Below are 25,486 nucleotides of genomic sequence, written 5' to 3'. Positions count from 1 at the left end.
GGTATGTATTGCTAAACTGCTGTATTCCTTTAATTCGTTTCGATATGACTTTTGCAACTTATTATGCCAAGAAACGTCATGAAGGCAAACCACATAGGGTAGCTATAACCCACGTTGCGAAGAAACTCATCCGAGTAATCTTTGCTTTAGAAAAACAGGACATAGACTTCAATTCTCAAAAACTACGCTAATCACGAATAGCATCGAATCCGGTTACCATCTGAAATACGATGTATTCAGATGGTTTATTAAAGTTACCCTCCCGCCAATAATTTCAAAAATTTCTCTAAAACCTATTGACTACTAATAGTTTGTCACCTCTTTTTATATCCACACGCCTCGGAAACCACGGAATGCATCTATTTACATTTTTCTTATACTCTGCGTATTCTTCTCCGTATAAATCCAGGAGCCACTTTTCTTCTGTGTTGATCAAAGCTATTGTCATGATCAACCAATCGATAATCGGAAAAAGGAGCAGCCATACATTGTGCCACATCAAGGTTATTCCTGATAAAGCAATCCACCAACCGCTGTACATGGGATTTCTTACCCAGGAATATATTCCCTTGGTTTGAAGTCTGTTCTCCGTTATCGAGTCATCCATATCCGAGCGAAGCGCACCTATGTACCAAACAGCTGCTCCTAACACAATGAGCAATGCACCAACAATACGAAATATGAGAATCCATGGTTCATACAAAATTCCTATCTTAAAGACATAGCTAAATAGGATAATCCCCACAACATTTACCATGGCAATTCCATAGATTATATATGGTCCAACTCCAAATAAAGGTAGCTTTTGTCCTTCTTTCATGTAGTTCTTTAACATTTTCGTATTACCTCGTCATGGCATGATGGCCCGTCTGACAGATCCGAGTGCCTAATAAACTCCACATGCCTTGTAAGCCCGGAATAGGCTTTTATCTTTTTATTCATCTTCATGTCCTATAAAACAAAACCACTACAATTCCCGCCACAATAACTCTGTCATAAAAATCCTGCGTTTTTTCTGCATGATTTCCCTTGTTGTCAGTCCTATCTCAAAAGCCCTCTCCTGCACCGGTTTTGGATAGAAATACAAACCATCAATAGCACCGCCTCTTACTGCGTACTTAACCATTACAGTGAACAATAAGCAATATAAAATCAGCTGGATCATAATAATCACCACAGCCACCTCACCCAAACGTAATCTTTATGATCTGCATTTTAACCAGGCTATCACAGAACTTGATCATAAGCTTATGAAAGAAACCGACTTCGTTATAGATATCTCTGTATCCCCTCATGTAACTCCGCGCAGTTACAGATGCGAAATTACTACTCCACGCTTCTATTTCAGATTTATCTTCAATAGAGAAAAACGCATTCACATCCGATATTCCCGCTTCCTTCAGCCATGTCTTAGTCATCATCTTTGCACCGCGCCGGTTACAGGAATCGAATACAATAACCGCACCGGGAAATCTTTTCGCCATCTTTTGGAACAACCCTCTTACAGCTTCAGTCTTAAAATAATAGAAAACACCTGATGCAAAGAAAACAACACCATGCGACGGATTTATTTCATCCATCCAGCAATCATCATTAAGATCGTATCCTAGATTATTCTCCCTCTCTCCTGCAGGAAGGATCTCATTCCTGACCTTTATCACATCAGGCATATCTATGTTGTAACCCTTACAAGTTCCGTTATCACATTTTCTGAACGTATCATCCAATCCGCACCCAAGATTTACGATCGCTGCATCCGGATGTTTCTTTAGATAATCCTTTACCTCCCATGCAAGATCATACTGCCTCTGAGCAACTTCAAGTGCGCCAAACAGTCCTACTGTGCTCTCCATCTTCTTGCCCTTTTCTTCAAAATCATAATCCAGCATAGAGCAAATACGCTCTGCCTCAGGATCCTTAAATAAATCTGGAAAATGTTCCGAGCATACTTTTCTTCCAAACAGCGGTATAATCAGTGTTTCCTGTACAGTGTTTTTCTCAATATGATACATGTGTCTTAACCTCTGTCATTAGGCTACTTTAGGTTCTCTTATCAGATCATACATATGAAATTTTTCGCCGCAGTTTCTGATTCTATCAAGCTTCATGCCAAGATGCTCGTACCTGTCACTTTTATCCTTATCATCAGTATCAAGAATGACCGGCACACCTTGTTTATCAGCAAGTTCATACGCATAATCCATCATCTGCTTCATAAATCCTTGCTTTTGATATTCTTTTCTTACAACCAATACCTCAATTCTTAAGAACTTCCTCTTGGATTTTTTCATTCGTGTCTCTATGGAACCACCTTCAGAAAAACACGCAGAAATAAAATGCTTCATCTTCTTAAAACCACCAAGGGCCTTTTTCTCGGCAATTATCATCTTCATGCCATCTGAAAATCCAATAGAGTTCACGCCTTCACCTGAAAGCACCAAGAATCCTTCTCTGTTCTCAGATGTTGTATAAAGCATCCCGCTTTTATAAGCTGCTTTTACTATAGCACCAATGTAGATATACATGTTTTCTCTAGTGCCAATATATTTAATAAGGCCTTCGTCGCTCTCATTGTATGAATAATCGTAAAAAGCATCTGCAATTTGTCCGGATATTGTTTTAATATCCGTTTCCGACAATCCTCTCATCTCAATCATTTTTTCAGTCCCCCAGCAAATCACCAGATAAAAAACTTTAATATCCCATAAATAATCCCCGAAAATACAATTGCCATTATCGCTGTATATGCGCATCCTATAAAGAATCCCTTAAAATGGAACATATAATCCTTATATCCCTTACATCCTTCTGTTCCCTCTATGACTACAATCTTAGGTGTGATTGAGCATACTAGAATCCAGTCCATAACAAGCAAATCTATCGCATTCCATATCATACCTACGATAAATACATATACGAGTACCATTAGGAAAGTGGTCTGAGCAGAGGCAAATTTTGTCAGTCCAAATGCCAGCAGTGATCCAAATATCACAAGACATATGATTCCACACACAAGCTTTGCCTGCTTTTTCTGTTTATCTGTAGGTTCAGGAAGTGTCGCTGCCTCTTTAATATCTTCAGGATAATCATGAAGTAACTCCCACGGATACCATTTGAGAACAACAAATATATATCCTATCCACAAAACAGACCACATAAGTCCTGCTATAATCGCATTCATATAGCCTCCACTCCTAGTTTAGAAACATCTCCCTGTTGGACCTTACAACGTCCTTTCTTGATCATATCCGTATTGTATGCTGTCGCCTTTTCAACCGAAACATCAGAATAATCAATGGCTGTCAGCTTTGATGCAGGATACTTCTCCATAAGTGCGTGCGCATTTCTTCCTCCGCCGCAACCAACTTCAAGAATTTCTTCCGGTGCAATGGTCTTAAGATGTGCCATGCCCCAGTCTGCCATCTTGGCATGACCGCTGTTCATACCGTTAACCATCATCTGTCCTAGAAAGCCTTCAGGTTTTCTTGTCTGACTAACAAAATTTTTATAAAGTCCCATATTTATTTCCTTCCCATAAGAATTGCTGAGCCTGTAAGTCCCATCCATGTGGACTCCCACTTGTTCATGAACATGCCATTTGTTGTATCAATAAGTCTAACGTCTTCGTATCCCATAGTCTTAAGCTTCTCTACAAAGCTCTCCATATCTCCGTATTTGGATTTAGACATAATATCGTGAATAGCAAAAGTGCCGCCTTTCTTAAGTGTCCTTAATGTTTCAAGAAGGATTGCCTGCCTGTCCTTACTTGGAATGTTGTGATACACGTAATTACTTGTCACTGCGTCAAATGACTCGTCATTGAAATCCAGCTTGCAGGCATCTCCCTGCTGAAAAGATGTATTATTTACGCCTTCTGCTACGGAATTACTTTCGCAAAGATTTTTGCTGAAGGATGCATACTCTTTTCCCCATCTGTCTATACCGATAATCTGAGCTCCCGGATTTTTCCTGGCACAGGCAATACTCAGAGCGCCGCTTCCACATCCGACATCAAGGCATTTACCTCCGTCAGGAATCTTAACGTATGACGATACTCCTTCAATGATATGCATGGACATTTGTCTTGTTCCATTATAGGAAAAAGCCTTGTACATAAGGAACATCCATAATGTCCCCAGCGCAGACAACACCATCAGCACTAGAAATACTATTCCCAGAACTGACTTAATCCCCAAAATCATAGCTATCACAAGCAACACACATGTTACAGCCAATGTCCCTAATACCATTCCTTTTGGTACCCAATTCTTATAATCAGCTTTCATATCATCCTCCTTTATTCATGTTAGCATTTGCTAACTATGAACCATAGCACTACGCTTCCTTGATGTCCACACGCCTACTATTTCCGTTACTCCATACTTTTCCCTTTGAATATCTTAATGATAACACTTCTCGTTAGTTATTTCTAACTTTTCTCAGAAAATATTTAGATCGCTCATCTTATATAGTATTATCTGCTGCAAAACCGATAATGCATAGTATCAGCAGTACGCATTGGGTGACAAATTCTACCGCAATCACAAATATTTATACTTGCGGTAGTGGTGTTTTTAATCCATATACTGCCACAATATATAAAAATCATGTTTGCAGCAGTAATTTGTACATGTAATTATCTGCCTCAAAAGAGAAATATTGATAATGTGGCAGAATTATGATGCCACAATTGACTGCCTCAAACTTCCAGAATTGTAATTGCGGTAGAAGATTTATCCACATATAACTGCCGCAACTTCCCAAAAAAGAAATCGCGGCAGTTACTTGATGCAAAAATAGTCTGTGTCAAAAACGCTTCATACGCTTCATATAATCACTGCATGGAATCGTTACATATAAGTTCAGCTGGTGTATCGCGAAGAGCGTTCTTGCATCTGAAATATAGATCAGCACCTACACGAAACCATACGCTTGGATGATCTTGCAAATTCCATAAAACTTAACAACAACTATCTCTCAACTCTATTCAAAAAAGAAACAGGCTATACTGTGTCAGAGTACATCCTGTTCCGTAAGCTTGAAGTTGCAGAAAACATGCTGCGTTTTTCAGACTACTCCTGCGCTGAAATAGGCAGTTTTCTTGCATTTAATTCCCAGAGCTATTTCACACAGTGCTTCAGGGAAAAGAATGGCTGCACTCCCGCGGTGTTCAGAAAGGAACATTACAACAAGCATATACAGGGAAGGCATACCTTGCATCAAAGTGCTGAACTCACCTTGTATTCTGAAAAATGTATCAGATTTATCGTAAAAAATTATAAATATGCCTCCTTAAGCAAAGGGAGAGTTTATACTATTCTCATGTACAAAAATGCTGAAAATCAAAAAGAAGATTTTGGAATTAAGAAGGTTATGATTAGGAATTTTATGACTTATTTTAGAAAAAGCTTTTTGCGTCTTATACCACTGTTTCTATTGACTGTTTTTCTGTGTGCCTGCAGAGCATCGGCTGATCCAAATGAGGATCTAAAGCAAGAATATAGTAAATGGCAGAAAACTCTTGACGAGAAATGGAGCATATTTAACAAAGTGGAGACTGACAGTGACTGGTTTTCTGTATACGAGTTACCGTCAGATGTCTATGCTTTTTTTGAAATACCCTATGAGCAGGATGTCTGCAGCTTTTTGATTCTCGGAAAAGAAAAAGCACTGCTTTTGGATATCGGACTAGGAATTGAAAAAATACGTCCTCTTGTGGAAGAACTAACAGATCTTCCCATAATAGTAGTGAATTCACACGATCATTTCGATCATATCGGGGGAAACGCAGAGTTTGATGAAGTATGGTGCTATGATATTGATACTGCCGTCCAACACCTGTCGAATGGCCCAACCGAAGAGGTAGATGATGTCCTGATCTACAAAATGGATAGCGACATCAGCGTAATGCTACAGAAAAAGAGCCTTGATCTAAAAATCCCAGCCCCTTAAACAAATCGTAGGGCTGGGATTATTTTTATTTACTTTGGGCTGGGATTATTTTTATTTGCTCCACTCGACAAGCTTGCCGTCTTTTATTGTTACATCGAGCTTATCTCCCGGTTTTAATTCTTTCCAAGTGGACTCATCTATCGTGTATTCTTCAGTCTTTTTCTTACTTTTTCCAAATGACTTATAATTCAGTTCACCGCTCATCGTATACTTTGATGACCTTCCGGCTTCTCTTTCCTTGTCAGTGAGATTGAGAGTTGGCCAGTAGGGATTCTTGTCAGTTCCCGTGGTCGTCTCGGTTCGTTCATCAACCCACCTGTCTATATCATAATAGTATTTCGTATCATAGATGGGTTCCTGCCTGTAAACGGGTTCCTCCTCCGTGTAATACTCAGTCGTATAATCCGGAACGTAATTGTTATGCTCTGTAAAAGTTCCGTCTCCGTTATCCGAATAGCTTGTCTCGTAATGCCCTCCGTCCTGAACCTGCCGTGATTTTGTCACTGTTTCATAGTGGTCAAGCACCGACTCATAGCTTCGGATTTCCCAGTTCGTATAGGCAAGTCTTGCATCGCTTGGAAGATTCCAGTCCGACTCCCGGAAAGTTTTGTTTTCCTCGATATCAATGGAGTTTTCCCAGGTCAGGGTCTTTACATCAAAGGTATAATTTTTCGGTCTCGAAACTATACTGTTTATCAGGATTATAATGAGAATAGCGATTGCGATAATCCCGATTAAGCGGAATCTTGAGAACGATCCTTTGTTTCCCGGCGCAGAAGTCGTGTTGTTCTGAGTACTGCTTGGCTTTACTTCGGGCTTTGGTTTTTTCAGTGAAAAGTAATCATCTTTGCTGTCGCTCTTCGGCGATCCGCAATTTTCACAGGTAGTTCTTTCCGCAGTGTTAAGCGCTCCGCAGTATTCACAGTACCAGTCTGCTCCCGTAACCTTGTGTCCCGGAACATATTCCACCGGCCCGGACTTCATGTAAAACTTGGTCTCTTTTCCCCTCTGTCTTCCACAATTCGGACAGTCATAAGTTTTTCCGGGTATTCCTGTACTTCCACAGGACGGACAGTCCCAGTAGCCCATTACAATCTTATCTTCCATTCGAAATTTTCCTCCAAGGTCGTGCTCTATTATATTATGAAAAAATATAGAATTTCACTCCTCCTTTAACGAGTATAGAATATACAAGCGCCTTTTAGAATAGTTAATATTGTAAAATAGAACTGCTTATTTTGTTATATTTTGTCAGCCTGCTTTATTGTGGTCTGGGATTTACCTGGACAATAAATTCTTCATGATTAACCTGATTTGTTGTATCGAAAATTCTCTCGAACAACAAATCAGGTAGATTGTAGTTGATTTGTTGTGCCTGCATTTTTTTCATGCAACAAATCATCTTGTTTTATATTGAATTGTTGTTCCAATCATTTTATCATGCAACAATGTAGCTATATTCATAACAATTTGTTGTCTCGCCATTTTTTCCGTACAACAAATCAGACCGAAATTGCCTGTTTTATTGTGACACCCCTTAAACAAGTGAAAACCACAAACATAATAGAGGGCAAATAGGTCAAGGCATAACATTGTCGATTTTTAGAGTTATCTGGTTGATTCGTTTCCCAAACAAAAAACTCCGCACCGGCCATAACCGATGCGGAGTTCGCATATAAGGAAAGTATTATCTATTTACACCATAAGGTGTAATGGTCTTAGTATCACTCCTTTACGCCACCGATTGTAAGACCGGTAACGAAGTACCTCTGTAAGAAAGGATAAAGAAGTACGATAGGAAGCATTGTTGCAACTGTAACTGCTGCACGGATTGTGATAGGTGTGATGGTGTTTGCACCATTCTTAGCACTATCCGCACTACCACTCTGCTGCATTACTGATGACAGCAACTTCATCAACTCATACTGAAGTGTGGTGTATTCTGTCTTCATACGGTTGTACAGCATTGCATCGAACCATGAGTTCCACTGCCATACCGCAATGAACAGAGCAACTGTTGCGTAAACGGGCTTACTTAAAGGAGAAATGATATCCTTGAAGATTGTCCAGTATCCTGCACCATCAAGCTGTGCGGATTCTTCCAAACTTTCCGGAATTCCTTCCATGTAAGTTCTCATAACCAGCATATTGAAAGCACTGATCATGCCGGGAACCCAGTAAACATGGAATGTTCCTGTAAGTCCAAGATTCTTGTAAAGGAGGAATGTAGGAATCATACCACCGTTTACATACATTGTGATAACCCAGAAAAGTGAAAGCTGGGACTTAAATAAAAATCTCTTTCTACTTACTACAAATGCAAGAAGTGCATTTGCAAAAAGTGAAGTGAGTGTTGCAATTACGGTTCTTAATACTGTTACTCTGGCACCTGTCCAAATGTTCTGCATAGCAAATACTGTATTATAGTTTTTCATTGTAAACTTACGAGGCCACAAGTAGATACCGCCTCTTACAGCATCAATACCATCATTAAATGAAAGTGCAACCGTATTGAGAACAGGGTAAAGTGTTATTACTACAAAAAGGAAAAGGAACACTACGACAAATATCTCAAATATGACGTCACTCACCGGTCTTCTTACTTTATACTCTTTTTCGTTCATCGCTTTGCTCCTCCCTTAGAATAATCTCTGCTCGCTGTATTTCTTAGCAATAGCGTTGGCAATAACGATGATTGCAATACTTACAGCACTCTTAAACAAACCAGCAGCAGTACCAAGAGAGTAATCGTTCTGCGAAATACCCCATTTCAGTACATAGATATCGATAGTCTGTGATACAGACTGTACAAGTCCGTTACCAAGCAGGTACTGTACTTCGAAACCTGCATTAAGTACGTTACCGACATTCATAAGAAGAAGAATCATGAATGTGGGCTTTATACCCGGGAAAGTAATATATCTGATCTTTTGTAATCTGTCTGCTCCATCGATGGATGCTGCTTCATATAAAGCAGGATCTATAGCTGTGATGGCTGCAAGATAGATTATTGCGTTCCATCCCGTCTCCTTCCAACAGTTTGCAAATGCAACTATTGGCCAGAAATAACCGGGGTGCGCAAAAAAGTTGATTGCCTGTTTAATAAATCCAAATCTCATCAGCAGGTCATTAATAATACCGGTTGATGACAAAGATACATGGAGAATACTGGTAACAACAATCCAGGATAAGAAGTGAGGAAGGTAGGATATTGTCTGAATAGGTTTCTTAACCCATCCCCTTCTGACTTCATTTAATACAATAGCAAAAAGAACTGCCATTATTGTGGTCGTAACAAGGTTAATAACACCCATTGCAAAGGTATTCCTTATTACCTTAATGAATACTTCATCTTCAAACAGGAACTTGAACTTCGCAAGTCCTACGAAGGTAGATCCCAAAAATCCTTTTTTAGGCTTGTAATTCTCAAAAGCCATAATCCAGCCTGCTAAAGGCAGGTAGTAGAATATAATACCGTACAGCACAACAAAGAATGACACACCCAGAAGAAATTTCTGACGTTTCAATTCTTTAATTGTGATCTTCTTGTCCTTTTTCATATTTTCATTTCGAGCCATAAGACACTCCTCATTAGGTTTTCTGCAAGAACTATATCTCTTTTTTTTCTTAAGAAAAAGGCAGTAAACATTATATGAATCGCGTTTACCGCCTTTTCCTCTTTTTATAATATTTTCTTTGTAAAAATATCTAGCTTTTTATTACTTGAATGTATCAAGAATCTCCTGCATCTCGCCAAGGAAGTCCTCAGGCTTGCATGCATTGTAAGCATCCATGTAATCTGACCATCCCTTTTCGAAATCGTCAGCCATAACTACCTTAGGAAGCCACTCATGCTTAACTTCACCCATCTTAGCCCAAGCTACACCGCCGGGTGTCTCAGTTGTGAAGTTGTTAGAGTATGAGTACATCGGGAACCAAGGTCCGTTTGTCTCCTGTACAGAACCGATCAGCTGAGGATATGTTGTTGCACCATAAGCATCGAAGCATGCCTTAAGAGGCTCAGCCATATCATACATGAATTCGGAGGGCTGCTCTTCAGGCTTGTTAGCATTCTTTCCATCATCAGATGTACCATGCCACTGAGGGAAGTATGAATACTGACATCTGTGTGAAGCCTGATATGATGTGTCTGCCCAGTTCTTTCTCTGCTCATCTGTGCGGTAGTATAATCCGTCGTCGTCTACTTCATAGTCAACGCCCTTAACACCCCAGAATCTGAGATCATGGAGTTCCTGGTCCATTGCACAATCTACAAGGAACTTGAAGGCCTTATCAGGATCCTTACAATCTGTTGTAATAGCGATACCTGAAGCCTGGTTAACTGTGTCATCATATGTATGCCATCTGTTCTCCATGCCGGGCTTTGTTGTAAGTCCAAGCGGAACATAGTTGCAGCCCTTAGCATCAAGGCCTGTCTGCTTGTAAGAATCGTTAACGTTGTTAGCGAAATCCCACCACTGGTCAACCATACCAAGAACACGACCAGTTGAAAGCTTAGCAATATACTCATCATATGTCTGAGTGAAGGACTCAGGATCTATCATGCCCTTCTTGTACTCTTCGTTGAGCTTCTTGAAGTATGCGATAGTATCCTCAGATGTGTTGTAATCCTTGATTGTCATGTCTGTCTTGTCAACGATTACAGAACCGTCATTGGGATATCCTGCAAGGAACTGACCTGCGTTCTCAAGGCAGAAGTATCTCCAGTCTTCGCAAAGGATTGTGTAAGCAATGTTCTCTGTACCATCTTCCATTGTAGGATTAGCTGCAATGTAATCCTCAAGGAGCTGGAAGTACTGATCAAGTGTCTCGATCTTCGGGTATCCTGCCCACTCAAGAACTCTTACCTGAATCCAGAATGCTTCGTCATTATGAGTTGTTGTCTTTGTTTCGCCCTTTGTATTTCCGAAAGGATTGATCCAGTAGATGTGTCCATCAGGCTGACGGAACTTCTCCCACTCTTCCTCTGTGAACCACTTCTCCTTGAATTCAGGATACTGGTCGATGTAATCATCAAGGGGAATGAGTGCATCTGCATCGATCAAAAGATTCATTTCATCGGAATCGATGAAATCAGGATACTCACCACCTGCAATAAGTGTACCTGTAGCCTCGGAAGCTGTCTGGCCTGTAAGCCATGTTTCCTTAACCTTTACACCATACTTGTCAGCGATCATCTGAGCAATTTCATTGTCATCATTGATCTCTGAGCCGGGCATTGTGATGAACATTGTGAAGTCTGTAACCTCACCGTCAGATGTTGCACTGCCTGCATCTTCGCTGCCTGCGTCTGCACTGCCTGCATCTTCGCTACCAGCTTCTGAACCAGACTCTGTAGCTGTGCCTGCATCAGTTGTTGTACCTGCATCATTGCCGCCGTTAGAGCCGCAACCAGCAAGTGTAGCACCGAGCATGCATGTTGCCATCAAAATGCTAACCACTTTCTTTTTCATACTAGAAATCCTCCTTTTCTTAATGATTAGCATTTTACAAAAATACGGTTTTAAGTTCATGGGATAAATTATTAATAAAACCCCGAAAAATTATTGTTCCTGTTTTCTATATTTTGCCGGGGTACAACCCTTGGCCTCGATAAATTTATTAACAAAGTAGTCAACATCGCGGTATCCGACCTTTTCAGCCACCTGATAAATTTTCAGATCGGTCTTTCGAAGAAGGAGCGACGCCTCATCTATCCTCTTCTGATTGAGGTAGTCCTTAAAGGAGCACTTATATCTTTTTCTGAAAAGCTGCCCCAGATACGCACTGTTTACATAGTATTTTTCACTGAGCTCTTTTAATGTGAGGTTACTTGCATAGTTCTCCCTAACCTCATTTTCAATATCCGCCAAAACACCCTTGGATACGTTTTTGCGCAGCTGCGCAAGATAATCACCGTATTCACAGGACATTCTGTACAGATGGCTTTTACTTCCGCGGCTTATACCTTCCTCGAAACTGCTCTCCGATATAAGTCTCAGAATCTCCTCCTGATTAACATCACTGTCCTGCTCACTGGCTATATGAATGAGCTGGAAAAGAAGATAGTTGATATTGAGATTCATGGTTTTCCCGGTTATTCCGGTCTTTAACATTTCTTCGTGGAACTCATCTACCCGCTGTCTTATCTGAATTTTCTCATTAAGTTCAATTGCTGCTATGAGATTATCGAGCTGCTTTTTGCAAAGAGTTATTCCGCTATCGCGGATCTGATATTCCTCCTCATAGAAGTATATATCTCTGCTCTCGCGAAAGCCCTGCAACGAATGGAGCATGCGCACCGTTGTGTATGATTTTGATATAGCTTCAATTCCGCGCACCATCTTGCCGACAAGCATTGTTATGGGAAAATCGCATACTCTCTCGATTCGTCCGAGCATCTCTCGCAGGTAACTTTCAGGAGAAAGATTCTGATCCTTTGCAAGCGCTTCATGGAACAAGAATCCTATATCATAGATCTTCTCTTCACCAAAAGCATCCTTAATTACAAGTTCTGAATTTGCCTTCATATCCTCCTGAGTCACCAAAAGAAGCTTATCAAGGAAAGCTGCTTTTTCCTCATCGGATACCTCTTCCTGATCGAGACTGGGCGAAAGTTCAATTCCGACATAGCACATATCCTCATTTTCCGGCAGATGCTTTTTCAGATATCCGATATTATCATTGCTGTACCTGCCCATGAGCGCAGCCTTAAGATTCTGGTCAAAAAAGGCCTTCTCTCTCTCCATACTTCGTCTTTGCGCAAAAACCTTGTCAGCCTTGCTCGCAGCGACCTTCCTAAGGACCTTCAATATGGCATCCTTCTCAACCGGTTTTAATATGTACTCCGCGCAGTCGTAGTGAAGCGCCTTCTGCGCATAGGAAAATTCGGCGTAACCGCTAAGTATCACAAAATATATGTCGGGGTAGCGCTCCCTGACATTTGCAAGGAGCTCTAAGCCATCCATGACAGGCATCTTGATATCGGAAATAATAAGATCAATATTTGTCGTCTTTATGAGATCAAGCGCATCCTGACCATTCGAAGCGGTATAGACTTCATATCCCTCGTCCTCGTAATTCAGAAGGACCTTAAGTCCCTGCAATATAAACGGCTCGTCATCCACCAGTAACAAATTAAGCATAAAACGTAAATCCTCTCGTTAATTGTCAGCTTATAAGCTTATCTATCGGAATCGCAATTGAAACGATTGTGCCAACACTCTCCTCGGACTCAAGCTCGAATTCCACAGTGTTATCGGTCATCATCTTAAGTCTAAGGCACGCATTGACAATGCCGACTCTTCCCGGCTCATTCAAAAGTTCCATATCGGCATCTCTCATCTTATGAAGAAGAGTCTCCGTCTCCTCAGCGGACATTCCGCTTCCGGTATCCTCTATTTCGATAATGAGCTTCTCATCCTTTTTGAATATGCGGACAAAAATCCATCCGTTTTTATTCTTGTTTTCAATACCGTGAATGCATGCATTTTCAACAAAAGTAACCAGAGTAAGCTTCGGTATCAGATAAGCTCTGCAATCATCATCCGCCTCAATTGAGTACGAAAGCCTGTCTCCGAATCTGTACTTCTGAAGCCCAAGGTAGTTCTCCGCAAAGGACAATTCCTTTTCTATCGAAATGTTGTCTTCGTTCCACTCGGTGTACTGGCGCTGAAGCTTGGCCAGTTTTTCAACCATCTCCGCTGTTTCGGTCTCCTGCTTAATAATGCTGTGCATGCGAATACTCTCAAGAGCATTGAAAAGAAAGTGCGGATTGATCTGGCTGTGCAGCGCATGTAGCTCCGCATGCTGCCTCGTCACAATCATCTCCTGCTCTCTGAGCCTGTAGGAATATACAAATCGGCTGATCCTCGAAATCACGAAAATCGGAAGCAGTATATTGATGATAACAAGAAATAAAAGCTGCATTCCCCATCTGCTTATCCACATCTGTCCCATTCCGTTTTTATTTGCAACACGGATTGTGAGCTGCTGGTTAAACGCCTGGAACTCCTTGACATAGCCGATATTTTCAAGGGTTTTAATACTCTCATAAGGCTTTCCCGCATTTATCTCGCTCTTATTGGACATGAGGATTTTTTCATCATCACAGACATAGACGTCCAGATCGTAATTTGTATTCTGTAGAAGCTTGCTCAAATAGCTGTAATCAATATTTACAAGGAGAAGGTTCCTGGATCTGTGATCGTACATATCCAGTATCTCATAGAAATAAACTCTTCTCTCATCCTCCCTGACGCTGGTGATCGCTCCGCCATAGTCAAACATGAGTCCGAGCTTTCTGCCGCTCGCCATTATATATTCATACCAGCTTTGCCCCTCGGCTGTCTCCAGTCTCTGGAACTGCGCTCCGTTAATAATACTGTCATTGTCCACATAGAATGTGTAGGATATATTGTTTGCCCCATCCACCATGTCGATAAGAGTATCCTCGAAAAATGAGTAATACGCTTCATAGTATTCAAGTCCCGACTGGTAATGGCGGTCGATGAAATCATAGATGTATTTATTTGTATAAACACTCTGAGTCAACTTATCCGCGCTATCCAGCTCATTCGCCAGCGTGTACTGGATTGCGCTTGCGGCATTTTCCATCTCATGAATTCTTTCTCTCTTTTCAGATCTCACGATGGCTCCGAGAGCCGCCACGTCCATGATCAGCAGCGGTATTATAGCCACGATTATGTATAAAAATAGAACTCTGTTTTTCATTGTATTCCCTGCAGATATTGATTTTTGATTTATTTTTTACAGTACTTCACTTAACAAATTCTTTAGAAAACTTTTAGCTTTCCATACGTTGTTAACTTTTATATTAATAGCATACAATTAATTATCAATTCTTTATTATATGCACTCACTTCTCAATATTATACGGGGGTATATTACTATGAGCAAGGTTCGAAACACAAACAAAAAAACGGGCAGTAAAGGAAATTTCTTTCAATCGGTAAAAGGTAAGATACTTTTCATGGGTGTCCTTGGAATAGCGGCAGCTCTTATAATCGGTGTTGTCGGTGCTACATCAATAAATAAGAACGCTCAGAATAGTGAAATTGTATCTCTTGTGGATGAAGTAAACGTACTTCAGGCGCAGAATCTGGCTAATGATGCGCTTTACCAATATTATGTTGATGAAAATTACCTGGATGCCACTCTCACCAATCTTGATGAAATGGGTCAAAAAAGCGGAAAACTGCAAACTATAGCAGGTCCCGGGTATCAGGAATCCATCTCAGCCATTATCAGCAATGTAGATAAGAGTAAATCTAACTATAACGAATTAAAGAAGATCCATTCCTCCCGCGGCTATGAATCTTCAGCGGGAAAATATCAGGAATATACAAAATCCAGCCAGGACCTTGCGGACAGTTTTACAAGTCTTGTCAACAACAACGACTGGATTGAAATACACTGGATTGATGCCACTTTCGGTGAAGGCGGAAGCTCTGTGTCAGTCGACGGTAAAAACTATACCAAAATGATTTACAAGTATGCTCTGCCTGAGGCAGGAAAGCGTAACAATCTGATTTTCCGTGTCGGTGGAACCTTTACATATAAAGGCGCTTACTATATCAAAAGCATCAAGCTTATGAACGGCTCCGAGGAGCTCCCTCTTGATCTGTCACAGATGGAGATTGCTGAGATGTCGGGGGATGGTCTTGAAAGCGCAGAACTCGCTGATTTCGGCGGTGAAACAGCAATTAAGGTAAACGCTAAATACGATGAAGCAAATGCTACCTGGGAAGAAGTTTCAACAGCTATTTCCGTCGTCGACTATGATATGGAAAACTACCCCGACCTTTATTATGAGCTTTACATCGATCCTTCCATAATTACTCCCGGTGTCGCCTACAAATACGGCGGCGCTATTTCAGGCGTCTATGGCTTTGCTTCCGAGCTTGAAAACCTCGACAGCATGGTGGCTACTTACAGTAAGCTTGTAGTTGAGGGAAAAGATGTTTCCGGAAATCTTTCGGATATCGAAGCTCTTATGGCAGAGATAGAGGAAAATATTCCGAAATATACGACAGATCCTTCTCTGGCGGAAATATCTCAAGGATTTCTTAATTCGAAAAAGGCTCTGTTCGAGGAGCTAAAGACAACCGACCAACAGACACTTGCCCTTAAGACCGACAATCTTGCGATAAACACTGCTCTTTCAGAATTATCGGAAAGTGTTCAGGGGCAAGCAGTAAATGATATGAATTCTGTCAGATCCAGTGTGACGGTCATTATTCTCGTCGTTTTGATAATAAGTGTGGTTGTGCTGCTGATCATACTTGGCCGCATCAGCCTTGGAATAAATAAGAGTGTTAAATCTTTCCAGTCCGCTATTGAAGAGATTGCCTCCGGAAAAATCTCCTCAAGAGCAAATGACTCAGGAAAAGACGAATTTGCCGATTTTGCCTCAAGTCTCAATAACTTCCTGGATACACTTGAGGGTACAATCGATAAAGTCAAGGAAGTAAGTGATATCCTCGCCGATACAGGACTCAACCTGGAGGAAAGTGCTTCAAAGACCAAACAGGTTGCAGGTGAAATCAGTGAGACAATAAGTGAAATCTCAAAGGGCGCAGGAGAACAGGCAAAGGATATCGAGACTTCATCTCAGAAGGTTGTTGATATCAGAAGCAATATCCAGCAGATTCTTGACAGTGTATCCAATCTCTCCGATAAATCTGAGAGCATGAGTACCAGCGGAAAAGAAGCCAATAGCAACATGACTAATCTGACACGTTCCAGTGATTCAACCACCGATGCCTTTACAAGGATTGTTTCACAGGTTCACAAGACCGATGAGTCCGTTGGAAAAATTCAGGAAGCTGTATCCCTTATTGCATCTGTTGCTGACCAGATTAACCTTTTGTCTTTAAATGCCAGCATAGAAGCAGCAAGAGCAGGTGATGCGGGACGCGGCTTTGCGGTAGTTGCAAGCGAAATCTCAAATCTGGCTGATCAGACCAATCAGTCTACTAAGATAATAGAAGATATAATTCATAACCTTTCCGAGGAGTCTAATAAGACCGTCGCTACTATCAATGAAGTGACAGAGCTTATTGACGAACAGAAAACCAGTATTGATGAAACCAGCAACATATTCGAAGACGTAAGTATCGGCATCGATTTCACCAAGGAATCTGTTGTGGATGTACTTGATCAGGCCAAATCCTGTGAGACCTCCGGAGAGACAGTCGTTGATCTTATGACGAATCTGTCCGCGATATCTCAGGAAAATGCCGCCTCCGCAGAAACAACCTCAAGCTCCATGGCAGAACTCAACAAAGAAACAGCAAGACTTGCGGATGCTTCCGTAGAACTTAAGCGGCTTGCAGATGAACTAAAAGAAGATCTTGAGTTCTTTAAATAATTATTGAACAGACAATTTTCATTATTATCTTCTCCATAAAACGTGCTGACAGCGCACGTAAAAGCAGCCACTGTAGTTTTTTACAGTGGCTGCACGCATGTCAGTTCATCAATCAATTCTTTTACAGTTACTATGTCCTTTACTCTGGGAGCGTTCTCCCCGCAGAAAAAGAGGCCTTCTTCCTTATTTCCGTGGGCAGCAGCGATGAGTGCTCTGCTTATGCAATAGGGGATGTTGTCGCCCTTGGGACAAGCTGTTAAGCAGCTGTTGCACTTCTTTGCAAGGAAGGATTTTCCCTCATCAAGTTTTTGTAAGAGAGGTGTGTAAATCGCTCTGGCAGGCATTCCCACAGGGCTTTTTATGATGCGGATATCTTCCTCTTTGGAATCGACAATCACCTGCTTGAAGGCTTCGTCCACATCACATTCCTTTGTGGCAATGAAGCGGGTTCCTATCTGAACTCCGTCGGCGCCTGCTTCAGTAGCTTCCTTTACATCTTTACTGTCAAAAATTCCACCGCCGAGAAAGACGTAAATCTTCTCTTTAAACTCCTCCTCAAAGGGTTTTATCGCTTCCTTAACCTCTTTTAATATCTGGAGATTGGGCTGACAGGTGCCACTTTTTAAATCGTCAGCGGAAAAACCGAGATGTCCGCCGGCCTGATGGCCTTCTATAACAAGAAAATCAGGGAGAATTCCGGCCTTTTTAACAAAACTTTTGCAAAGGAGCATTGCCGCTCTCTTGCTGGATACGATAGGTGCAAAGAGTGTATCGCTTCCCTTAACAAGTTCAGCCAGCTTAAGGGGAAGGCCTGCACCGGATATGATCGCATCAGCTCCGGCTTCTATGGCTGCCTTCACGGTCTCCTCATAGTGGCTTACCGCAACCATGATATTTACACCTATAAGGCCGTTGCCTTTGGATATCTCCTTAGCTTTTTTGATGTGCTCCTTAAGTGCACGAATATTTGCCTCAAACGGATTTTCCATAAAATCCGGCTCATTAAAGCCGATGTTCACAGAGCTTATCACTCCCATGCAGCCTTCCTTTGCGACACTACCCGCAAGTGATGACAGGGATACTCCAACCCCCATTCCGCCCTGAATGATTCCATGGGCGAGCTCTTTACCACGTATGTTCATTTTAATTTCCCCACTGTTTTTTAAACTCCTCTATGTCAAGCTCCGGCATCAGTTCATTGTTGATGATATCCAGCATCTCGTTGAGCTTCGCAAAGTCCTCCTTGGAAAAGCGCTTTTCGCATCTTTTCATGATGATCTTGAGATAGTCCTCATTGATTTTGCAGAAGTCCAAATACTTCTTAGTGGGACGAAGGTGGAATTCTCTTCCGTCCTCCGGGGACTGAACCTTCTCAACATAGCCTTTATTTACAAGACACTTGACTCTGTGCGCAGCATTCGGAGATGAGATATCAAGCATCTTAGCAAACTGAGCAACCGTAGGCTCCTCCATCGCCATGATGACCTCCATACTGAAGGTCTCAACTGCTGAGAGTGTCGCCTCGCGATTTTCAAAACGTGAATATATCTTCATGTACAAATGAAGACGGAGCTTGTCATAAATATGACTTATTGCATAATCAAACATGGGCAGAAATCCTTTGAATATTTTTTCTCAATTATATCACACAATCGAGAAGGTAATTTCTGCCTTCGTTACTGTAACACCGTCCACGAGTGCCTCGGCCTCCGCTACACCCACAGGGCCTTTGCATCTGACCATTTCACAGCGAAGTTCAAGCACATCTCCCGGGGTAACGGGCCTTTTAAAGCGCGCATTTTTTATGCCGCCGAAAAGTGCAAGCTTTCCTCTGTTCTCCGGAAGTGCAAGAGCTGCTACGGCTCCTGTCTGGGCAAGTGCCTCAATTATGAGGACTCCAGGCATGATGGGCTTTCCCGGGAAATGTCCCTGGAAGAAGGGCTCATCCATGCTTACGCACTTTCTGCCGATGGCCCACACTCCGGGCTCGTGATCTATGATTCTATCCACCAGGGCGAAGGGATAGCGGTGCGGTAATATCTGTGCTATCTCTTCGGCGGTGAGTGAATTTTTGGTTTCGCGTATTTCTAATTTTTCCATGGGCTTCCCCTCATCCGTCAGCTCCGCTGACACCTTCCCCCCTAGGGGAAGGCTCTTATTATCTCTTCCCCAAGGGGAAGGCTTCATTGTTCATACTTTTTAAAAATCAGGCAGGCGTTGTGGCCGCCAAATCCCAAGCTGTTGCTAAGTACGTAGTTAAGTTCTTTCTCGATTCCTTTGCCGGGAACGTAGTTGAGATCCATCTCGGGATCTGTCTCTTTGAGACTCGCTGTTGGCGGAACAAAACTGTCTTCAAGGGCTTTTACGCAAAATACCGCTTCAACTCCGCCGGCACCTCCGAGAAGGTGACCTGTCATTGACTTGGTACTAGATACGTAGAGGTCCTTAGCTTTTTCACCAAACACGGTCTTAATCGCAGCTGTCTCATATTTGTCGTTTAGGCTGGTGGAGGTACCGTGTGCATTGATGTAATCGATGTCGCTTTCTGTGATGCCAGCATCCTTTATTGCAAGCTTCATGCAGGCAGCGCCGCCCTCTCCGCCGGGTGCGGGAGATGTGATGTGATAAGCGTCGCAGTTACTACCGTAGCCAACGATTTCCGCATAGATATGAGCTCCGCGGCTCTTCGCATGCTCATATTCCTCGAGCACGAGAATTCCGCTTCCCTCACCCATTACAAATCCGTTTCTGTCCTTGTCGAAAGGAATGCTTGCACGGGCGGGATCTGTAGTCTCTGAAAGAGCCTTCATGTTCTGGAATCCTGCGATTCCAAGAGGCGTTATTGAACTCTCGGTACCTCCACAGATCATGGCATCCTCGTAGCCATCCCTGATTCTGAAGAAAGCATCTCCGATTGCGTTACTGCCACCTGCGCAGGCTGTTACGGGACAGGTACACATACCTTTAAAGCCGTGAGCAATCGCTATGCGGGCAGCTGCCATATTTGTAATGGACATGGGCACAAAGAAAGGACTTACAAATCCGTTGCCCTTATCGAGTGACTTGCTGTGATTCTTTTCAATCTCATCAAGACCGCCGATTCCGCTTGAAATGATGACTCCGCATCTGTCAGCTGCAATCTCCGATACCGGTGTATCGTAGCTGTAGTCGCCTTCCGCGCTTTTACAAAGTCCCGAATCTTTTATGGCTTCTTCAGCCGCACACTGTGCAAGGAGTGTAAATCTTGCGGTGTGGCGAAGTTCTCTCTTATCAACTTTTCCTGTCGGATCAAAATCCTTGACCTCTGCGGCCACCTTCACCTTATAGCCCTCGGTATCAAAGCAGGTAATCTCTCCGATTCCGATCTTTCCGTTTTTAATGCTGTCCCAGCTCTCCGCAACGCTGTTTCCCGTGGGATTAACGGTGCCGATGCCGGTTACTACAACTCGTCTTTTCATCTTTACCTCTTTCTAAGGAAGTTCTGCTCCTACGCACCCATTCCTCCGTCTACTCCGAGCACCTGCCCTGTGATGTAACTGCTGTTTTCATCAGCAAGGAAAACAACCGCATTTGCAATGTCCTTTGGCTCGCCCATTCTCTTCGCAGGAATCTGCGCGTTTATGTTCTCTTTCTGAGCATCGCTTAGTGCACCTGTCATGTCGGTCGCGATCATTCCCGGCGCCACTGCATTGACTGTGATATTTCTGGAAGCAAGCTCTTTTGCCACGCTCTTGGTCATTCCGATAAGTCCGGCCTTACTTGCGCAGTAGTTGGCCTGTCCGGGATTTCCGTGAACTCCGACTACGCTGGAGATGTTTATTATTCTTCCGTAACGATTTTTCATCATGGGCTTCGTAACAAATCTGCTCATCAAAAATGCACCGCGGAGGTTTGTGGAAATAACCTTGTCAAAATCCTCCGTGCTCATTCTTGCAATAAGTCCGTCTCTGGTTATTCCCGCATTGTTGACAAGAACGTCCACCTGTCCGTACTTTTCAAGCGTCTCCTTCACGAGATTCTCAGCCACATTTTCATCGGAGATATCCCCCTTGAAAAGGGTTACATCCAAAGCTCCGCATTCTCTGCAGAAGCTCTCGGCCTTTTTTGCGGCTTCGTCATTACCGGCATAGCTGATAACAACATTGTAATTTTTTTTTGAAAATTCCAGCGCAATCTCACGTCCTATTCCGCGACTCGCGCCGGTAACTATTACTGTTCTTGCCATATCCTGTCCTCTGTCTCTAAGCCTTCGCCTCACGCCATCTCAAGGAAATTCTTTATATCTTCGGAGGTTTCAAGTGTGATGCATTCGATATCATCTACCTGCATTTCCTTGGCTGTGCGCTTAACAAAGCCTGTGAGTGCCTTTCCGGGGCCGATCTCGACGAAGCGTCTTACGCCCTTATCCAAAAGGTACTTGATTGTCTGTGTCATCTTAACGCCGCTCTGAACCTGCTTTACAAGCAAGTCTTCGACGGTTTCCGCCTCTGATTTCTCACGTCCTGTAACGTTGAAAACCACAGGAATCTGCTCTTTTCCGAATTCAATATCACTGAAATATTTCTTTAGTGCATCGCCGGCGCTGCTCATATATTTTGTGTGAAAAGGTCCGCTGACATTAAGCGGAATGCATCTTTTGGCGCCGCATTCCTTTGCAAGCTCAGTTGCTCTCTCAACTGCCTTCTTCTCGCCGCCTATAACAATCTGTCCGGGGCAGTTGTCGTTGCAGATGGAAACAAGTCCGTCGTTGCCATTCGAGCTTTCCTCTGATGCCTTGTCGACACAGGCCTGCAGTTCCTCTTCGGAAAGTCCCATAACCGCTGTCATAGCTGACTCAACACCCTCTGCAGCCTTGGTCATGGCTTCGCCTCTGAAAGCAGCAAGGCTTATGGCTTTTCCTGAATCCCAGACGCCTGCTGCCTGAAGAGCTGAGTACTCACCGAGGGAGAGTCCCGCAAGATAGTCGGGCTTTTTGCCATATTTATTTAAAATTGCGGTAACTCCGGATGCAAAGGCAACCATGCAGGGCTGTGTGTAGCCTGTCTTTGAGAGGTTTCCGTCCGGATCTTCGAAACACATCTTTTTAAGATCAAAAGAGGTCTTTGCATTGTCATAAACTCCTCTGAATTCTTCGAAATCGCGGTAGAGATCCTCGCCCATTCCTTTGTGCTGGCTCCCCTGGCCCGCATATAAAAATGCAGTTTTCATTCTTCCATCAGCTCCTCTAAAATTTTCTTAACCGGTTTGATTTCCTTAACCTGTCCGCAGGTCTGACCCGCCATGAGACTTCCCGTATCGGTATCGCCTTCAAAAACGGCTCTGCGAAGGCTTCCAAGAGTGAATTTTTCCAGGGTGAGCATATCTGCTCCCGCCTTCTCCTGCTTGATGTATTCGCGAGTCATCTTGTTCTTGAGAACTCTGACCGGTGTCCCGCCGATTCTTCCTGTCACAACCGCATCTGTGCCCTTGGCTTTGATAACGGCATTCTTGTAGTTTTCATGTATAGGACATTCATCGCTTGCAAGAAGACATGTCCCCACCTGGATTCCGCTGGCTCCGAGTGCAAAGGCTGCCTTGACCTGTCTCTTGTCGGCGATTCCGCCGGCTGCGATAACAGGGATATTAACCGCGTCAACGGTCTGAGGGACCAGTGTCATTGTGGTCATCTCCCCCACGTGGCCGCCGCTCTCACAGCCCTCTGCGATGATCATGTCCGCACCTGCTTTTTCCAGGTGCTTTGCAAGGATAGGAGCCGCCACAACGGGGATAACCGTTATGCCCGCAGCCTTCCATTTTTCCATGTACTTGCTGGGATTGCCGGCGCCGGTAGTCACTACCTTGACGCCCTCCTCCACCACGATATCAGCAAATTCGTCCGCATCGGGATGCATCAGCATTATGTTCACGCCAAACGGCTTGTCTGTCTTACTCTTGCAAATTCTTATCTCTTCCCTGAGCATCTTGGGATTCATCCCACCGACGCCGATAAGTCCGAGGGCTCCGGCATTTGAGCAGGCTGCAGCAAAAGAGCCTGTTGCGATGTTCGCCATGCCGCCCTGGATTATGGGGAACTCCGTGCCCAGGATTTCATTGATTTTTTTCATAAAGGTTCTCCTCCCCTCATCCGGCGCTACGCGCCACCTTCCCCCCTAGGGGAAGGCATATATCGAATCACTGCTCCGGCCCAGGTGAGGCCTGCGCCAAAGCCAACCATCATCAGCATGTCTCCGGCCTTGATGTCTCCTTTTTCCACAAGCTCGTCGAGTGCGATCGGCACCGAAGCCGCGCTTGTATTGCCGAAGCGGTCCATGTTTTTGTAAAACTTGTCGGGATCTGCCTTCATCCTTCTGACAACAGAATCGATAATCCTTTCGTTAGCCTGATGGCAAACCACTCTGCTTACATCCTCCACCGAAAGGCCGCTCTTTTCCTGAAGCTGCCTGATGCAAACCGGTATGATCGATGTTGCGAACTTGAAAACTTCCTGTCCCTGCATGTGGATGTGGCTGGTACCGTGTCCCGCGCCTTCGACATTTATCTCAAAGCCGCCTCTTGCTCCAAGCGTCGATGCGTAAGTCGCATCCTCCGAGAGTCTTACGATCGCAGCCCCCGAGCCGTCTCCGAAGAGGACGCAGGTACTTCTGTCCGTCATATCAAGAAGCTTTGAGAGCTGTTCACAGCCGACAACAAGTGCATACTTTTCACCGCAGCCATTCAGCAGTCCCCTTGCAACCTCGATTCCGTATAAAAAGCCGCTGCAGGCAGCATTCACATCAAGTGTGGGTATAGGCTCCCTTAAGCCGAGCTCTCTTTGAACCAAACATGCCATGCTTGGAGTGGCATAGTCACCGGAAATTGTGGCGCAGATGCATGCCCCGATATCGGATGGTGCAAGCTGCGAAGCTTCAAGAGCTTTTCTTGCCGCCTCCACTGCGAGAGTGGTCGCACTTTCTTCCTCGCCGCAAAAGCGTCTCTCACGAATCCCGGTTCTGGTGCTTATCCACTCATCGTTGGTGTCCACGATTTTCGCAAGATCATCGTTGGTAACGACCTTCGAGGGCACAGCCCTTCCGGTAGATATTATTTCAATATTTTTCATAACCTCATCCGATCTTCCTGTATTTCTCAAGTCTTTGTCTCTTGCAGCCGGATGGCGACAGTGTCATCAGCTCCTTCAGGGTTGAATAGAGGACGCGGTCCAGATTTTTGAAAACTTCACCATAATTTCTCTGCGCTCCCCCCACAGGTTCCTTTACAATCTCATCGGCAACTCCTGCCTCATAGAGGTCGTCTGCCGTGAGCTTCATGAGCTTGCAGGCTTCCTTGTGTCTCTCAGCATCCTTCCACAGAATGCTGGCAAACCCTTCGGGACTCAAAATGGAATAAACCGCATTTTCAAGCATCAAAACCTTGTTTGCAACGCCTATTGCAAGGGCTCCGCCTGAATTGCCCTCACCTGTAACGACTGAAATTACCGGAACATGGTACTGGCTCATCTTCGCAAGATTCATTGCGATGGCTTCGCCCTGTCCGTGCTCCTCAGCCTCAAGTCCGGGATAAGCTCCGGGCGTATCAATAAAAGTAATGATCGGTCTTCCGAATTTTTCAGCCTGGTTCATTATTCTAAGAGCCTTGCGATATCCTTCGGGGCAAGGCATTCCGAAGTTGTACTCCATGTTTTCCTCCATGGTGTGTCCCTTCATATGCCCCACTACCGTCACGGGTATTCCGTGGAATCTGGCAATTCCTCCGTAAATACTCTTGTCCTCATCAAAGAGATGATCGCCCTTTTGCTCGAAGAAATCCGTAAAAAGTCCGCCGATGAAATCATCAATATGCGGTCTCTTAGGATGTCTTGCAAGAAAGACCTTTTCATCAGGTGTGAGATTCTCACATTCGCTAAGGAAGTGATCGCGCATGTCCTTGAGCTTATCAAGCTCATCTTCACTCTCGGACCAGGCTTCGTAATCTTCCCTGGTGTCTCTAAGGACATCGGGCGCTTTTAAGGACTCCTTTACAAGCGCTTTTGTCGCGCCGATTGCCCTCTGTTCAAGGGAAGAGATTTTTGCGTCGAGTTTGTCTATTTTGGTTAGAACTTTTTGTATCATGGGTTACCCCCTCATCCGTCGCTTCGCGCCACCT

The 25,486-nt window shown here is 43.6% G+C and carries 24 protein-coding genes and 1 pseudogene; 3 read left to right on the top strand and 22 right to left on the bottom strand.

Translation table 11 applies throughout. The features are described 5' to 3' along the window. Nucleotides 1-191 (top strand): annotated as a pseudogene (locus tag G596_RS25420) (IS110 family transposase); the annotation flags it as partial. A 95-nt stretch (nt 192-286) separates the two neighbouring features. Here G596_RS25420 and G596_RS22285 read toward each other — a convergent pair. The 7 genes from G596_RS22285 to G596_RS0114010 all read right to left on the bottom strand — a co-directional run bounded on the left by G596_RS22285 (nt 287) and on the right by G596_RS0114010 (nt 4,286). Continuing rightward, on the bottom strand, nt 287-835 hold the full coding sequence (locus G596_RS22285) for a methyltransferase family protein (RefSeq protein ID WP_022762470.1): 549 nt from the start codon (nt 833-835) through the stop codon (nt 287-289). A 132-nt stretch (nt 836-967) separates the two neighbouring features. Beyond that, on the bottom strand, nt 968-1,177 hold the full coding sequence (locus G596_RS0114035) for a hypothetical protein (RefSeq protein ID WP_242829196.1): 210 nt from the start codon (nt 1,175-1,177) through the stop codon (nt 968-970). Nucleotides 1,178-1,184: 7 nt separating this feature from the next. Then, nucleotides 1,185-2,012 carry a class I SAM-dependent methyltransferase gene (locus G596_RS0114030; RefSeq protein ID WP_022762468.1) on the bottom strand — a complete coding sequence of 276 codons (828 nt, stop codon included), beginning with the start codon at nt 2,010-2,012 and terminating at the stop codon, nt 1,185-1,187. An 18-nt stretch (nt 2,013-2,030) separates the two neighbouring features. After that, entirely contained in the window at nt 2,031-2,657 is a 627-nt protein-coding gene (locus tag G596_RS0114025) for a GNAT family N-acetyltransferase (RefSeq protein WP_022762467.1), read from the bottom strand. 20 nt (nt 2,658-2,677) lie between these two features. Next, nucleotides 2,678-3,181, bottom strand: a complete 504-nt coding sequence (locus tag G596_RS0114020) for a hypothetical protein (RefSeq protein WP_022762466.1) — start codon at nt 3,179-3,181, stop codon at nt 2,678-2,680. Next, entirely contained in the window at nt 3,178-3,519 is a 342-nt protein-coding gene (locus G596_RS22280) for a class I SAM-dependent methyltransferase (RefSeq protein ID WP_022762465.1), read from the bottom strand. Before G596_RS22280 ends, G596_RS0114020 begins: the two co-directional genes overlap by 4 nt. A 2-nt stretch (nt 3,520-3,521) precedes the next feature. Beyond that, nucleotides 3,522-4,286: a class I SAM-dependent methyltransferase gene (locus G596_RS0114010; protein ID WP_022762464.1), complete on the bottom strand. Its 765-nt coding sequence runs from the start codon at nt 4,284-4,286 to the stop codon at nt 3,522-3,524. A 616-nt stretch (nt 4,287-4,902) separates the two neighbouring features. Between G596_RS0114010 and G596_RS23950 the strand changes: the two genes are divergently transcribed. Then, nucleotides 4,903-5,952: a helix-turn-helix domain-containing protein gene (locus G596_RS23950; RefSeq protein ID WP_256379755.1), complete on the top strand. Its 1,050-nt coding sequence runs from the start codon at nt 4,903-4,905 to the stop codon at nt 5,950-5,952. A gap of 51 nt (nt 5,953-6,003) precedes the next feature. Here the strand turns inward: G596_RS23950 and G596_RS0114000 are convergent, their stop codons facing one another. From G596_RS0114000 to G596_RS0113975, 6 genes are all read right to left on the bottom strand, one after another. Further along, complete coding sequence (locus G596_RS0114000) at nt 6,004-7,059, bottom strand: zinc finger Ran-binding domain-containing protein (RefSeq protein ID WP_022762463.1); 1,056 nt, start codon at nt 7,057-7,059, stop codon at nt 6,004-6,006. 617 nt (nt 7,060-7,676) lie between these two features. After that, nucleotides 7,677-8,576: a carbohydrate ABC transporter permease gene (locus tag G596_RS0113995; RefSeq protein ID WP_022762462.1), complete on the bottom strand. Its 900-nt coding sequence runs from the start codon at nt 8,574-8,576 to the stop codon at nt 7,677-7,679. 15 nt (nt 8,577-8,591) lie between these two features. Further along, complete coding sequence (locus G596_RS0113990) at nt 8,592-9,530, bottom strand: ABC transporter permease (protein ID WP_022762461.1); 939 nt, start codon at nt 9,528-9,530, stop codon at nt 8,592-8,594. Between the two features lie 141 nt (nt 9,531-9,671). Next, on the bottom strand, nt 9,672-11,426 hold the full coding sequence (locus G596_RS0113985) for an extracellular solute-binding protein (RefSeq protein ID WP_022762460.1): 1,755 nt from the start codon (nt 11,424-11,426) through the stop codon (nt 9,672-9,674). Between the two features lie 90 nt (nt 11,427-11,516). Next, entirely contained in the window at nt 11,517-13,097 is a 1,581-nt protein-coding gene (locus G596_RS0113980; RefSeq protein WP_022762459.1) for a response regulator transcription factor, read from the bottom strand. A gap of 25 nt (nt 13,098-13,122) precedes the next feature. Continuing rightward, nucleotides 13,123-14,685: a sensor histidine kinase gene (locus tag G596_RS0113975; protein ID WP_022762458.1), complete on the bottom strand. Its 1,563-nt coding sequence runs from the start codon at nt 14,683-14,685 to the stop codon at nt 13,123-13,125. Between the two features lie 178 nt (nt 14,686-14,863). Here G596_RS0113975 and G596_RS0113970 point away from each other — a divergent pair, with 178 nt between their 5' ends. After that, complete coding sequence (locus G596_RS0113970; protein ID WP_022762457.1) at nt 14,864-17,344, top strand: methyl-accepting chemotaxis protein; 2,481 nt, start codon at nt 14,864-14,866, stop codon at nt 17,342-17,344. An 80-nt stretch (nt 17,345-17,424) separates the two neighbouring features. On the opposite strand, the gene G596_RS0113965 is transcribed toward G596_RS0113970, so the two are convergent. The 9 genes from G596_RS0113965 to G596_RS0113925 form a co-directional block, all read right to left on the bottom strand. Beyond that, entirely contained in the window at nt 17,425-18,486 is a 1,062-nt protein-coding gene (locus tag G596_RS0113965; protein WP_022762456.1) for an NAD(P)H-dependent flavin oxidoreductase, read from the bottom strand. 1 nt (nt 18,487) lies between these two features. Beyond that, nucleotides 18,488-18,952, bottom strand: a complete 465-nt coding sequence (locus tag G596_RS0113960; protein ID WP_022762455.1) for a MarR family winged helix-turn-helix transcriptional regulator — start codon at nt 18,950-18,952, stop codon at nt 18,488-18,490. Between the two features lie 36 nt (nt 18,953-18,988). After that, on the bottom strand, nt 18,989-19,444 hold the full coding sequence (gene fabZ / locus G596_RS0113955; RefSeq protein WP_044928720.1) for a 3-hydroxyacyl-ACP dehydratase FabZ: 456 nt from the start codon (nt 19,442-19,444) through the stop codon (nt 18,989-18,991). 83 nt (nt 19,445-19,527) lie between these two features. Next, a complete protein-coding gene (fabF, locus tag G596_RS0113950; protein ID WP_022762453.1) occupies nt 19,528-20,802 on the bottom strand; it encodes a beta-ketoacyl-ACP synthase II in 1,275 nt (424 codons plus the stop codon). A 29-nt stretch (nt 20,803-20,831) separates the two neighbouring features. Then, a complete protein-coding gene (gene fabG / locus G596_RS0113945; protein ID WP_022762452.1) occupies nt 20,832-21,569 on the bottom strand; it encodes a 3-oxoacyl-[acyl-carrier-protein] reductase in 738 nt (245 codons plus the stop codon). A gap of 29 nt (nt 21,570-21,598) precedes the next feature. Next, complete coding sequence (fabD, locus tag G596_RS0113940; RefSeq protein WP_022762451.1) at nt 21,599-22,552, bottom strand: ACP S-malonyltransferase; 954 nt, start codon at nt 22,550-22,552, stop codon at nt 21,599-21,601. Next, the gene (locus tag G596_RS0113935; RefSeq protein ID WP_022762450.1) at nt 22,549-23,448 is read right to left on the bottom strand and encodes a DUF561 domain-containing protein; all 900 of its coding nucleotides are present in this window, start codon (nt 23,446-23,448) and stop codon (nt 22,549-22,551) included. Before G596_RS0113935 ends, fabD begins: the two co-directional genes overlap by 4 nt. Before the next feature lie 26 nt (nt 23,449-23,474). Further along, the gene (locus tag G596_RS0113930) at nt 23,475-24,443 is read right to left on the bottom strand and encodes a beta-ketoacyl-ACP synthase III (protein WP_026671349.1); all 969 of its coding nucleotides are present in this window, start codon (nt 24,441-24,443) and stop codon (nt 23,475-23,477) included. Between the two features lie 4 nt (nt 24,444-24,447). After that, entirely contained in the window at nt 24,448-25,452 is a 1,005-nt protein-coding gene (locus G596_RS0113925) for an acetyl-CoA carboxylase carboxyltransferase subunit alpha (protein ID WP_022762448.1), read from the bottom strand. Nucleotides 25,453-25,486 lie beyond the last annotated feature (34 nt).

The sequence above is a fragment of the Butyrivibrio sp. AD3002 genome (genome assembly GCF_000420905.1).
GTDB lineage: Bacteria > Bacillota > Clostridia > Lachnospirales > Lachnospiraceae > Butyrivibrio.
This window is presented reverse-complemented; position numbering and strand designations above follow the sequence as displayed.

Excerpts from the sequence above, each read along its gene's own strand:
- fabG (WP_022762452.1), bottom strand. The coding sequence starts at position 21,569 with ATGGCAAGAACAGTAATAGTTACCGGCGCGAGTCGCGGAATAGGACGT.
- G596_RS0113960 (WP_022762455.1), bottom strand. The coding sequence starts at position 18,952 with ATGTTTGATTATGCAATAAGTCATATTTATGACAAGCTCCGTCTTCAT.
- G596_RS22280 (WP_022762465.1), bottom strand. The coding sequence starts at position 3,519 with ATGGGACTTTATAAAAATTTTGTTAGTCAGACAAGAAAACCTGAAGGC.
- G596_RS0114025 (WP_022762467.1), bottom strand. The coding sequence starts at position 2,657 with ATGATTGAGATGAGAGGATTGTCGGAAACGGATATTAAAACAATATCC.
- G596_RS0113995 (WP_022762462.1), bottom strand. The coding sequence starts at position 8,576 with ATGAACGAAAAAGAGTATAAAGTAAGAAGACCGGTGAGTGACGTCATA.
- G596_RS0114000 (WP_022762463.1), bottom strand. The coding sequence starts at position 7,059 with ATGGAAGATAAGATTGTAATGGGCTACTGGGACTGTCCGTCCTGTGGA.
- fabZ (WP_044928720.1), bottom strand. The coding sequence starts at position 19,444 with ATGGAAAAATTAGAAATACGCGAAACCAAAAATTCACTCACCGCCGAA.
- G596_RS0114030 (WP_022762468.1), bottom strand. The coding sequence starts at position 2,012 with ATGTATCATATTGAGAAAAACACTGTACAGGAAACACTGATTATACCG.
- G596_RS0113980 (WP_022762459.1), bottom strand. The coding sequence starts at position 13,097 with ATGCTTAATTTGTTACTGGTGGATGACGAGCCGTTTATATTGCAGGGA.
- G596_RS0113965 (WP_022762456.1), bottom strand. The coding sequence starts at position 18,486 with ATGAACATACGTGGTAAAGAGCTCGCCCATGGAATCATTCAGGGCGGA.
- G596_RS0113985 (WP_022762460.1), bottom strand. The coding sequence starts at position 11,426 with ATGAAAAAGAAAGTGGTTAGCATTTTGATGGCAACATGCATGCTCGGT.
- fabF (WP_022762453.1), bottom strand. The coding sequence starts at position 20,802 with ATGAAAAGACGAGTTGTAGTAACCGGCATCGGCACCGTTAATCCCACG.
- G596_RS0113930 (WP_026671349.1), bottom strand. The coding sequence starts at position 24,443 with ATGAAAAATATTGAAATAATATCTACCGGAAGGGCTGTGCCCTCGAAG.
- fabD (WP_022762451.1), bottom strand. The coding sequence starts at position 22,552 with ATGAAAACTGCATTTTTATATGCGGGCCAGGGGAGCCAGCACAAAGGA.
- G596_RS22285 (WP_022762470.1), bottom strand. The coding sequence starts at position 835 with ATGTTAAAGAACTACATGAAAGAAGGACAAAAGCTACCTTTATTTGGA.
- G596_RS0113935 (WP_022762450.1), bottom strand. The coding sequence starts at position 23,448 with ATGAAAAAAATCAATGAAATCCTGGGCACGGAGTTCCCCATAATCCAG.
- G596_RS0113990 (WP_022762461.1), bottom strand. The coding sequence starts at position 9,530 with ATGGCTCGAAATGAAAATATGAAAAAGGACAAGAAGATCACAATTAAA.
- G596_RS0114010 (WP_022762464.1), bottom strand. The coding sequence starts at position 4,286 with ATGAAAGCTGATTATAAGAATTGGGTACCAAAAGGAATGGTATTAGGG.
- G596_RS0113975 (WP_022762458.1), bottom strand. The coding sequence starts at position 14,685 with ATGAAAAACAGAGTTCTATTTTTATACATAATCGTGGCTATAATACCG.
- G596_RS0114020 (WP_022762466.1), bottom strand. The coding sequence starts at position 3,181 with ATGAATGCGATTATAGCAGGACTTATGTGGTCTGTTTTGTGGATAGGA.
- G596_RS0113970 (WP_022762457.1), top strand. The coding sequence starts at position 14,864 with ATGAGCAAGGTTCGAAACACAAACAAAAAAACGGGCAGTAAAGGAAAT.
- G596_RS0113925 (WP_022762448.1), bottom strand. The coding sequence starts at position 25,452 with ATGATACAAAAAGTTCTAACCAAAATAGACAAACTCGACGCAAAAATC.